Source organism: Mesorhizobium sp. M7A.F.Ca.CA.002.15.2.1 (assembly GCF_003998715.1).
Classification (GTDB): Bacteria; Pseudomonadota; Alphaproteobacteria; order Rhizobiales; family Rhizobiaceae; genus Mesorhizobium; species Mesorhizobium ciceri.
The window spans coordinates 1-11,111 of sequence record NZ_RZPI01000109.1 but is presented as its reverse complement, the minus strand read 5'-3'; the positions used below and the strand labels follow the sequence as shown (position 1 = coordinate 11,111).

The 11,111-nt window shown below is 59.4% G+C and carries 7 protein-coding genes and 4 pseudogenes; 4 read left to right on the top strand and 7 right to left on the bottom strand.

The window, feature by feature from the left end; all coding sequences use genetic code 11:
• Positions 1 to 69 precede the first annotated feature (69 nt).
• The 3 genes and pseudogenes from ENZ74_RS09295 to ENZ74_RS35025 form a co-directional block, all read right to left on the bottom strand.
• Complete coding sequence (locus ENZ74_RS09295; RefSeq protein WP_063169279.1) at positions 70 to 699, bottom strand: hypothetical protein; 630 nt, start codon at positions 697 to 699, stop codon at positions 70 to 72.
• Positions 700 to 891: 192 nt separating this feature from the next.
• Positions 892 to 1,205: pseudogene (locus tag ENZ74_RS09290) on the bottom strand (ATP-binding protein); the annotation flags it as partial.
• Between the two features lie 10 nt (positions 1,206 to 1,215).
• Positions 1,216 to 1,749: pseudogene (locus ENZ74_RS35025) on the bottom strand (IS21 family transposase); the annotation flags it as partial.
• A gap of 516 nt (positions 1,750 to 2,265) precedes the next feature.
• Here ENZ74_RS35025 and ENZ74_RS09280 point away from each other — a divergent pair.
• On the top strand, positions 2,266 to 2,625 hold the full coding sequence (locus ENZ74_RS09280) for a hypothetical protein (protein ID WP_126066776.1): 360 nt from the start codon (positions 2,266 to 2,268) through the stop codon (positions 2,623 to 2,625).
• Between the two features lie 569 nt (positions 2,626 to 3,194).
• On the opposite strand, the gene ENZ74_RS09275 is transcribed toward ENZ74_RS09280, so the two are convergent.
• Positions 3,195 to 4,511, bottom strand: a complete 1,317-nt coding sequence (locus ENZ74_RS09275) for a HipA domain-containing protein (protein ID WP_063169281.1) — start codon at positions 4,509 to 4,511, stop codon at positions 3,195 to 3,197.
• Positions 4,501 to 4,839 (bottom strand): helix-turn-helix transcriptional regulator, encoded by a 339-nt coding sequence (locus ENZ74_RS09270; RefSeq protein ID WP_063169282.1) that lies wholly within the window; start codon positions 4,837 to 4,839, stop codon positions 4,501 to 4,503. Before ENZ74_RS09270 ends, ENZ74_RS09275 begins: the two co-directional genes overlap by 11 nt.
• A 611-nt stretch (positions 4,840 to 5,450) precedes the next feature.
• Here ENZ74_RS09270 and ENZ74_RS34370 point away from each other — a divergent pair.
• A pseudogene (locus tag ENZ74_RS34370) lies at positions 5,451 to 5,947 on the top strand (aldehyde dehydrogenase family protein); the annotation flags it as partial.
• A 512-nt stretch (positions 5,948 to 6,459) separates the two neighbouring features.
• Here ENZ74_RS34370 and ENZ74_RS09250 read toward each other — a convergent pair.
• A pseudogene (locus ENZ74_RS09250) lies at positions 6,460 to 6,920 on the bottom strand (OB-fold nucleic acid binding domain-containing protein); the annotation flags it as partial.
• 307 nt (positions 6,921 to 7,227) lie between these two features.
• Positions 7,228 to 9,159: a potassium transporter Kup gene (locus ENZ74_RS09245; RefSeq protein ID WP_063169287.1), complete on the bottom strand. Its 1,932-nt coding sequence runs from the start codon at positions 9,157 to 9,159 to the stop codon at positions 7,228 to 7,230.
• A gap of 975 nt (positions 9,160 to 10,134) precedes the next feature.
• On the opposite strand from ENZ74_RS09245, the gene ENZ74_RS35685 reads away from it, so the two are divergent.
• Together ENZ74_RS35685 and ENZ74_RS09235 are read left to right on the top strand one after the other, a co-directional pair.
• Complete coding sequence (locus tag ENZ74_RS35685; protein ID WP_063169289.1) at positions 10,135 to 10,413, top strand: AlpA family phage regulatory protein; 279 nt, start codon at positions 10,135 to 10,137, stop codon at positions 10,411 to 10,413.
• The gene (locus ENZ74_RS09235; RefSeq protein ID WP_063169290.1) at positions 10,410 to 11,042 is read left to right on the top strand and encodes a hypothetical protein; all 633 of its coding nucleotides are present in this window, start codon (positions 10,410 to 10,412) and stop codon (positions 11,040 to 11,042) included. Before ENZ74_RS35685 ends, ENZ74_RS09235 begins: the two co-directional genes overlap by 4 nt.
• The last annotated feature ends 69 nt before the right edge of the window (positions 11,043 to 11,111 follow it).

Sequence of the window (11,111 nt, the reverse complement as noted above, 5' to 3'; positions counted from 1 at the left end):
ATCTCTATAGCAACGTCAAGGAGAAGCGCGAGGTGTTGCAGATGTGGTCAAATCACATCGAATGGCTGATCAAGCAGGCTGCGGATGACGCTCTGGCGGCGTAGCTGCTGGCATGGGCGGAAGATGCGGCGCAACAATCGTCAGAGCCTCATCGAATTGGAGAGCATGCTTGACCAGCAAATGCGCGGCCAATGCTTCGATGGCCGACCAGTGATCGAGTACTAGCCGGGCCGTGCAATCTTCGATCCGCCCCCAATCGGGGCGGCGCGGCATCAGGAACCGCAACTCACCATAGATTCGCTTGGCATCCGCGTAGTCGCTGCTCCCCTCATTCCCATCGGACGCATTCATCGCCATATCGCGCGGGTCCAGATAGCCTTCGAATGCGGATTCTGCAAAAGGACCTGCCAGACACGCAACTATCTCCCGGATCGCATCATCGCGTTCCAAACATCGATCCATATCGTCCTCGAAAATCGGCTTTCGCTTCGAGGTGAATCCTTGCGCTGAATAAAAACCCGCGCCTTCGACAACACCACCGCACTCTCCGTCACCGACGTCGGGGTAAATACTAACACTTGAGAAAGCAGGGAGTTCACGGTCGTCGTCGAACGTCTGACGGTGCAAAACGATGGCGGCCACCGCGTGCCCGGCTTCGTGATGCGCCACAAGCGGCAGATATTGGGAGGCTACATTCATGCGGTGCGGCTCTCAGGTCTAGTTTGCTTTTGCGCATAGGACCGCAATTGTCGTGCCAACTGGGAAAATCGTTTCGGGCAATGCGATCGCTCCGATAGCGTTGCGTCTCCTGTCTGACATTGTTGGGAAGTCGACACGCGCCCGTCGCAATGCGGTCGACCTTCCGCGCGAGTTGGGTGACCCGTGAAGGCGGCCGACCAGGACGATGTTGCGCTGATCGGCGACGAAGGCGCGGCCGGGCGAGATCGCGCATCAGGGGGTGACCGGCGTGTCGGCGAAGTCGAAGTCGTCGATGTCCTTGGCCAGCGGCAACTTGGCGACAGCGAACTGGTATTTGATGGAGCGGGCCTGCTTCTCCGATATCTCGGCCTGCAAGAGATCACCGACAATCCTGGGCGGCTCGTGCCGTCGCTTGATGGCGACGCGCCCATGATCTCGTCATAGGCTCTGCGCATTCCGTAGAGCTTCAGCGCTCCCATCAGTTCCAGTACCTCGGTGCGTTCCATGGCTGTTTGTCCTCCTGAGACTGTCATAGCGGGTGCAGTCGGCGACCGCTCGTGAGCTAGCTTCAGCGCTTGGGGAATGGAAAGGATCGTGCCCGGCGCCGGATCGCGGCTGCGGGCCAGGATGTTGAGGATCACCGGCGCCGACGATGCACCGTGCTCGATGGCTTCCTGACAGGCGGCCTCGACCGCGCTCAATCCGTCGGTCAGCACCCAGGTGAGGATCAACACCATCTGCCGGTCGACGTCATCAACCGCCTTGAGCTGCGCCGCACCTTCTCCATTGCCGACCGCACGACCCAGCCAAGGAACGGCGCGCGCCGTGTGCCAGGGATCGTAGGCGACCTCGTTGCGGCCAAAGGAGCGAACGTGTTCTCCCACGACCACGCCATCCTCTGGCGGATGCGATCCGATCGACATAAGCATGGATCTCGATGGGCCGACCGACGGCACTCGACAGCACCGAGTATTTGTTGTTGTCGAAGCGCACCGTGCAGGTCTTCGACACCGACGGGGGAATGCAATGGAAGCCGTCGAAGCGACCGGCAGCCGCTCCCGCTGCGGCTTGGCCGCATTCGCCGACAGCAGCCGGTCCCGCGTCTCACGCCGAGCTCCCATGCGGGGATAGGGCTGGTGCTTGCGCTCGTAGCGGAACTGCGTCTCCTCAGAACGCAGGACCTTGCGCACCACCTTGCGCGAGATCTTCAGCTCACGGCAGATCGCTTTGATCGACTTCCCCTGGACCAGCGACAGCCGACGTATCTTTGCAATCGTCTCTAAAACCAACATCCAAAACACAAATGCCTCCGATCAAGCCGGAGGCATCTTGATGACCCCATCGTTAAGGGGTCCCGTTTGGACGAAAATCACCCTTTAAACAGGGTCCCCATTCCACGAAAAATCAATGCACTACCTTCCAAAGCTGCGAGAGATCGCCACCGACCGCTTTGAAGGGGCTTTCGGCGGTCTCGTCAGCGAGGTTGTGGCATGAAGAAACATCAATCCACAGCATTGGGCCGAAGCATGCCACGGGCTCATGCCGCGGGAGAGCGGGAAGATATTCTTGAAAGAAGAAGCGGTCTCCGACATCAATACCGACAGGATGGGCAGCTTTCTCACATCACTTGAGGTCGAGCGTGGCAGTTGCGACCCGCAATGCAAGGCTGGCGGCGATGCATGCCTTTGCGCGGTTCCTGATTTCGGAGCACCCCGAATATTAGGATACGCTGCAACTGGTGGTGACACTTCCCTTCAAGAGGGCGCGTGGGTGGCACCTGTCGAATATCTCGATGAGCCCGGAAATCAAGAGCGTCCTGGCGCGTATCGTCCGCCGCACGCCTTCTGGACAGCGGGATTACGCTCTGTTTTCGCTGATGTTCAATACGGATGCACGAGTTCAGGGATCCTGAATCTTCGATTGTGACCTTCGTCTGGTATCGCCCTGTCCCGCCGAGCAAAGCAACGACCGCCCCACACTGCTCACCCGGTTCGGTGTTCCATACTTGCTGCGCACACATGGCTGCGGGCGAAGGAACCACCATGGCGGAAAAAAGCATCCATCATCGCCCTTTGCGGGACACGACGGCCATCCACCTCGTCAAGGCGGGTGTTGACATCGCCACCATCAGTCGATGGCCAGGCCACTCGGGCTGAACTAACGATGCGCTACGCCCAGGCCGGTATCGATATGAAGCGGCAAGCGCTCGAACAAGGCTTCCCCGACGTGATGTCATCGGCAAAAGATCAGACGATCATCGCTTTGATGGCTGGATGTTTGGCTGGCTGCACCGCTTGTAGACGCTCAGTTATGTGGAGTTGTATCGCGGGAAGTCGCGCGTCTTGGGCTTTTGCGGTGTCAGCTCCACATCTCTCCGCAGTGCACGTTGTCACTGTTGAAGAGCCGTTTGTTCAATCTTCGTCCTGGCACGGCAAGGGTTGTCGATATTGTGGGCGTCTTGCGCTTGCCGAGCTTGTCCGAAATCCAGCGCCGGATCAGGCGTGAACACTGTTGCGTAGTTCGTCAGCCAGAGCGCGGAGAACGTCGGCGCTTCCTTCCAGCGCCGTAAAAGCGTAGGGATTGAGGAACTGTCGGCCCCAGAACAGATTGCGATCTGTGCCGGATAGCGTAGCTTCCTCGCTGACACGCGGCCAATTCTCCGCAATGCATCGGAGCTGGCCTTCAACAATCGCAAGAGCTTCCGGCGCGCTGAGCAGGAAGTGATGCGCCGCTTCAAGGCAGGACGCTATCCGGCTCATGCGGTTATTGCCGCTGATGAGCATGGCCTGGCTGGCCTCCTGGCCACTGCGGGCCTGCGGACAAATATCGTACGCAGGCGTGAGGGTGAGCTTAGCGCCGTCCCAGAATGCCGCATGGTTGCGGGCATGATCGTCGGTGTTGCCGCAAAGTATGTTGAAGACAATGCGGCTGAACAACTCGCGCAGAGTTTCCGACGGCGCGGTGAATCGGTGGCGAATGATCTCCGCCAAATCCTGGTAGCTGGCGTAACGCGCCATCATCTCATCGAGCGCGAGCATCGTCAGCGCTGAGACCATGGATTTGCGTTGCCAGCCGCCCGTGACCTTGATCCGGTCGAATCGCTCGACGAGCAACACGTCGTTGCCTGCGGCGCGAACGAGCGAGACGGATGCCGCTCTGATGCCGCACAAGGCGGCAAGCCGCATGGCTATGAATTCTCCTTTGACGACGCTGTAAAGGTCGGCAGACGAGGAAAATTTCGCGACATGCTTGACGGCGTCACCCTCGATCAGCGCCTTTGGCCTTGCGCCGCCGATCGAGCTGCCGTGATGCAGCGCCTGATCTAATTCGGGGGTGAGCGGAATACCTTTCTCTACCCGCTCCGCCGATTGGACAAGCTCTTCGAGAGTGGCATTGGCCAGTGCGCGCGGCTCGTAATGCATTGGCGAAAACTGAAAATCGAGCGCGCCGATGCGGTCCGAGCCTGATTCCAGCAAGAACGTCAGTTCTGAAATATCGAGCCGCGCGATTTCATCGCCCTTCACACCGAATTTGCGGTTTAGGATAACCCGTCGTCCCCAGGCATCAGGGGCAGCATCGCGGATGCATCCCGGCATGGTTAGGCCAGGAAGCAAAGGCAATTCGCCTGCCTTCAGGGGCAGTTCCGGGAGATAAAGCGGGATCGCGCTTCCCAGTTCACGAAAGCTCCTGCCATAGTTGAAGCTGACGAGTCCGTCATGGGCATATAGCCGCCCGGCGACAACCGGCGCGGTCTCGCCCGGCAGCCAGACCCAGACATAGGCTTCGTCGTACTTGGGGACCTTAGAACTCATCGACGATCTGCTTGCCGGCCTTGTAGACGTGCTTCGGCAGCAGCGCGATGCGATCGTCCATGCGGCCTGTGAGGGCTGTGATGCCATTGCCGTCGGCATCGAACAGCTTCACACCGACAATGGCAGCAGCTTCGAACATCAGTCCGATTTCGACTTTGGGATCGCCCTTCTCGATGCGCTGCAGGGTGCTGCGTGAAACACCGATTCTCTCGGCTAACTCCTGTGCGGTTAACCGGTGCTGCATCCGGCCAAGCCGGATGGTCTTACCGAAAAGGCCAAGCGCTTCCATCGCGTAGCGCGAATAGGTGCGTTTATACGTTGCCTTCATTCGGGTCTCTGTGACCTATGCATGATCCATATCGCCTTCTTTCGAACTTTATATAGGTAATGTCACAGAGCGACTGCCAAAGTCAAGACTCCGTATCGCAAGCGTTACCCATCCGAACGAGGAAGGCGGATATTGCCGACGGCTCCTGCACAACCGGCCAGCTCTGCGCGTCTCGGGCGAGGCGGAGATCTGGCGCTGGATCGCGGACAGCCTTGAGACGCCTCGCATGAGTCATTCATGGGCGGTCCCTGGTGCGGGGCCGCGGCGCTCGACTGCTGGCCGACATTCTCGGCGGCGGGACCCGCATCCGGCTACACCAGCACTTTTCGACCGCATACGCGCCCAGCTTCTCTCCGAAATCATTGCCAATGAGCGCGAACCTCATGCGATCGCCGAGCTGGCCTGGCGGCGCGGAATCTACGCACGCATCCGTATTCGAGACCGCCCAAGGGAGGCTGACTAGCGTAACGCCCTCCGATCTAAGCGCCTTCCACAAAGCCGCTTTCGCACGCGACGGGCTGCATGTGGCGGTCGTAGGCGACATAGATGCCAAGCCCTGAGAGTAAGGCTCTACCAGCTGTTCGGCGATTTGCCTCAGAAACTGGCGCTTGCCGGCGCGAACCAGTGGTATCGCGAGGGCGAGCACGCCGAGCGCTTTTCCTCCGCCCTCCACTGACCACAGACCCGCACGCAACGAAGCCGCGCTCGATCTTATCGTGGCGTGGCTAGGTGCAATGTTTGCTCTCGCCATCAGGCCGGCTTTCCCGATGGCGTGGTCAACCTGATCTATGCGTCCGAAGGTGATCGCGTGGGCCGTGAACTCTGCACCAATTCCAAAGATCAGCTTTACCGGTTCGAACGAGGTCGGACGGCTGCTGATGCGTCAGTGCTCTGACCAGATCAAGAAGGTCAGCCTTGAAACCGGCGGCAATGCACCTTTCATCATCTTCGATGATGCCGACATTGACGGTGCTGTTGACGGTGCGGTCCAGGCGAAGTTCCGCAATGCCGGCCAGACCTGCGTTTCCGCGAACCGCATTTACGTCCAATCGAGCGTTCACGATGAGTCCGCCGAGAAATTGTGGAGAAGGTCCGGCACTTATCAGTGGTCCGACGTCTACTCCCGGAGCGAAGCCGTCGCCAACCCAAGATCGAGTCCCACATCGCAGATGATAATTCGATGCGGGGCCGAACGATAAATATGCATGCTTTGGCCACCCCGAGGCAGGGCTCATTGAGATGATCCGACCGCCTTGGAACAAAGATGGGGTAGAGCAGATGAAGCGTTGGCAGCGTGTCTCCATTCGACGCGAGCGCTTAGGATGGGATCACGATCATTCGCATCACGCGCAGCCGCAAGGGCGATGCCATGGCTACTTTGGAATCGTTGAAGTGGTTTGAGCCGGACAGTCACAAATACACCCGTTACGCCGCGGCTCAGGAAACGGGGCGGCGTCCGGCGGTGGAGGTGCTCGCTGACTTAAAAAGGGTGCGGGCAGTCGTTGCGCTTGAGAGCGACGACATTTGGGATCCGGCACGGGGTGACCTGCTGCCAATCGGCAGTTAACAGGGTCCGACAAAAGTGTGCACAACATGCTGCTGAAGTGGCCTCCGGAAGCGCTACCGGAAGTTACGCGTCTTGAACTTGATAGGGTCGATATGGTCATACTGCATCGACGATGTCGCGCCCCTTCGGCATGCCGCGCGGATCGATGCCCGATCCGCCGTGATGAGCCTCGTCCCTCGGCCGTGCGGCAACGGAAACGGCGTCTTGCGGTTTCCCACGCTGGCCAGCCCGGCCGACAGATCGGTCAGCTCGTGGGCGACGAGGTGCACCACCTCCTCTTCCGTCGGATGCGTCCGCGGACGCCGAGCATGGCCGAAGCAAGAAGCACGCGCCGGAATTTCTCGAGAGATCTTGACCCAGACGACGACGTTTGCCGCACCCGTCTCATCCTCCAGAGGAACATGAAGCCTTTGGCCGAGCCCGGCCGCTGCCGGACCAGCACCAGGCCGGCGGCCTCGAGCCAGCTTCTGCCTCGCGCCTGCATAGCATCCTGACAGGTCACGGTGCGGCGCCGGTTAGGCGGCACGCCGATTTTGGCAACGCTAGCCTGTGAACTGAAGAATGAAGGTCGGACTTGCGGCACATCGATTAGGTTCAAATGATAAGTTGCTGCCCGGCGAGGTCGTTTCAGCGCATCTCGACTGGTGGGTCGGCAAGACAATGCGGAACGGAAATGATCGCAGGCGTAAAGGACGGCTTTCGGGGCCGGAAGCTTCAGGCCTGGAACCGGACCCCAGTTTGGCGCAAGCATCGTGGCCTCCGCCCGGTCAGGCATTCACCGGCTCGCGAAATGCCAATTGATTCTGCTTAACCGGGCATACCTAAACGGCCACTTGCGTTCCGATCTCGACCACACGTCCGGTCGGGATCTGGAAATACTCCGTCGCGTCGGCGGCCGTGCGCGCCAAGCCGATGAACAGCTTGTCCTGCCACACCGGCATGCCGGAGTTGGGTGACGCCTTGAGCGAGCGACGCGACAGGAAGAAGGACGTCGTCATGATGTCGAACTTCCAACCCTGCTTGCGGCAGATCGCCAGCGCACGCGGGATGTTAGGCTGTTCCATGTAGCCGAAGGTCAGTGTCACCCGCATGAACAGCTCATTGATCGTTTCCATCTTGATCCGCTCGCTGTCGGGCACCACGGGCTGCTGCGCCGTCACCACAGAGAGGATGACGTTCTGTTCGTGCAGCGCCTTGTAGTGCTTCAGGCTGTGCATCAACGCGGTCGGCGCACTGGCGGGATCGCTGGTCAGGAACACGGCCGTACCGGACACCAGCTGCGGTTTCTTCTTCAACAGATTGCCCGCAAGGAAATCGAGCGGAATCTGGTTCCTGCGCGTCTTGTCAAATAGATACCTGCTGCCTCTTATCCAAGTCCACATGGTCATCACGATCACTGCGGCAATGGCAAGCGAGGCCCAGCCGCCTTCGAATACCTTGACGATGTTAGCTGCAAAGAAGCCGGTATCGATGAAGACGAACACCGCCATTAAGGCTATCGCGACGCCGAGCGGCCATTTCCAGATGCGCGTCATCACAACAAAAAGCAGTATGTTCGTCACCAGCATATTGCCGGTCACCGAAATACCGTAGGCCGAGGCCAGCCGGCTGGATTCGCCGAAGCCGACCACCAGCAGCATCACCACCAGCGCCAGCATCAGGTTGATGCGCGGCAGATAGATCTGGCCCGACTGTTTTTCCGACGTGTGCTGGATGACGAAACGCGGCAGCATGTTGAGCTGTACCGCTTGCCTGGTCAGCGAAAAGGCGCCGGAGATCACCGCCTGGCAGGCGATCACGGTCGCCGCCGTGGCAAGCACGACCATCGGAATAAGCGTCCAGCCCTGGTTCATCTCGAAGAACGGATGACCGACAACGCCGCCATTTGCCAGCACGAAGGCGCCTTGCCCGACATAATTGAGCAACAGACAAGGGAACACGATCGCCAGCCAGGCGAGCACGATCGGCTTGCGGCCGAAATGGCCGAGGTCGGCGTAGAGCGCCTCGGCTCCGGTGACGGCGAGGAAGACTGCACCAACCGTAACGAAGGCGACGTCAGGCGAGTTGACCAGGAACGACACGATGTAATGCGGGCTGATTGCCAGCAGGATTTCCGGGTCGTCCATGATGTGGTTGAGCCCGGAAAGGCCGATGGCCAGGAACCACAGCGCGGTAACGGGTCCGAACACCAATCCTACGCCGCCGGTGCCAAACCGCTGTACCGCAAACACGATCGCCAGGATGGCCAGTGTCAGCGGCACCACATAGGGCTGGAACGTCGGCGTGACGACATTCATACCTTCGACCGCCGACAGTACCGAGATTGCCGGCGTAATGACGGCGTCGCCAAAAAAAAGCGCCGCGCCGACGATGCCGATGCCGATGCCGATGCCGAGGATCACCGCAGAGCAGGTCGGGAAACTGTTGCGCGCCAGCGCCATAAGCGACAGCACTCCGCCCTCGCCTCGATTGTCGGCGCGGAGCACGAACATGATGTATTTGATCGTCACGGTGATCGTCAGGGACCAGATGATCAGCGAGAGTACGCCGAGGATGTCGCCACGGCTGGCGACGTTGCCACCCGCTGATGCATGCAACGCCTCGCGAAATGCATAGATCGGGCTGGTGCCTATATCGCCATAAACGACACCTAGTGCGCCCAACATCAGCGCCTTGGTGCTGTGCTGCTCGACCTCAGAATGGCTCGATTGTTCGACAGGTTCTGCCTCGTTACCAGCATTGGTAAGGGCCATGGACGACACTCCGATAAGCGCGCGGTGCTCTACGCTTGCTGCACTGCAATATCAAGTTCCGTCACGTAATGTCTGCCGTCTCGCCTGTCGTTGCTCGCCTTGGTAGACTCGCCAGCCCGCAGCCCTACCGAGCAGCAATAGCGCCCCGGCAGAACCCTCAATCGCCCAGATCAATGAATGGTTATCGCCCACAGTGCCCCCCCGCGATGCGGCCGATGGCGACCAGGGTGTCGTGGGCGCACAAGGATGGCGCTTTCCTGATGACGCCGTGCTCCAGGTGTGATCGCACCGTTGCTGCGCAAGCCATTTACTTGCTCGTCCCAGCGAGGACCGTGGCCAACTGGAACGCAGGGCCACGCCGCTCACCGGCCGCACTTTGCGGCGCAGATAACGATTCGATCTCCGCGGCGAGATTCTGGTTGAAGAAGCCACCAAGCTTGTCGAAGGACACACGGTCGTAATATCGACATGCCAGTATCCGCAACCCAGAAAAGCTCCTTGGGCTCCGCTGCGCGCGCCACGAACAACCCGATCTTCTCTGCGAAGAGGACGCCGTAATCCTTCAGGTTGAAGCCAAACCGGGGGGCGGCCGTGACGTATGGGCGAAGGGCTAGGAGGCGGGTTCGGTGAGGAACGGCATTGATGTCCACGCCGTCTCCTGGAAAGACAGAGGAATGCGGTGTCACCGACTGGCGCCGGAGGTTGATCCGGTGATTAGGAGGAGCACTCGTTGTCGGATTCTCGACGATGTCGGACATCTGACACAACGCTGCCAGAGCGATCACGTTGTTCCGAAACGATTTTCCCAGTTGGCACGACAATTGCGGTCCTATGCGCAAAAGCACTGCGATGCCGCACCGACTGGAAGAACTCATCAATGATCACGCTTTTCGAACATGTGGGCGCCGCTACCAACACTAAGCGTTCCCGATCAAACGGAAGCCTCTATCCCTTCTTTCTGAAGGCTGTCCGGACATGAACGCATTTGATGTCCGTCCAACGCTGGATGCTCCCGACGACGATCTCTATCTTTGGCTTGAAGATGTGGAAGGCGAGCGGGCACTTGCCTGGGCCGCCGGCCAGTCGGCAAAGACCCTGAAGCACTTCAGTGGAACGCAGTTCGAGCGCGACCGCGCGACTCTGAAGGCAGGCCTGTTCCCTAAGCGGCGTCGCATCTCCCCCGGCCGAGTCGCATGGCTTGAATCCGATATCAGGGCTTGGATGGAAACTAGATCTGAGAGCCGCACCGCATGAATGTAGCCTCCCAATATCTTCTCCCGTCTGTGGCGCATCACGAAGCCGGGCACGCGGTGGCCGCCATCGTTTTGCACCGTCAGATGTTCGACGACGACCGTGAACTCCCTGCTTTCTCAAGTGTTAGTATTTACCCCGACGCCGGTGACGGAGAGTGCGGTGGTTTTGTCGAAGGCACGGTTTTCTATTCAGCGCAAGGATTCACCTCGGAGCTAAAGCCGATTTTCGAGAACGATATGGATCGACATTTCCAACGCGATGAAGCGATCCAAGAGATAGTTGCGTGTCTGGCAGGTCCTTTTGCAGAATCCGCATTCGAAGGCTATCTGGACCCGCGCGATATGGCGATGAATGCGTCCGATGGGAATGAGGGGAGCAGCGACTACGCGGATGCCAAGCGAATCTATGGTGAGTTGCGGTTCCTGATGCCGCGCCGCCCCCGTTGGAGGCGGATCGAAGATCGCACGGCCCGGCTAGTACTCGATCACTGGTCAGCCATCGAAGCATTGGCCGCGCATTTGCTGGTCAAGCATGATCTCCAATTCGATGAGGCTCTGACGATTGTTGCGCCGCATCTTCCGCCCATGCCAGCAGCTACGCCGCCAGAGCGTCATCCGCAGCCTGCTTGATCAGCCATTCGATGTGATTTGACCACATCTGCAACACCTCGCGCTTCTCCTTGACGTTGCTATAGAGAT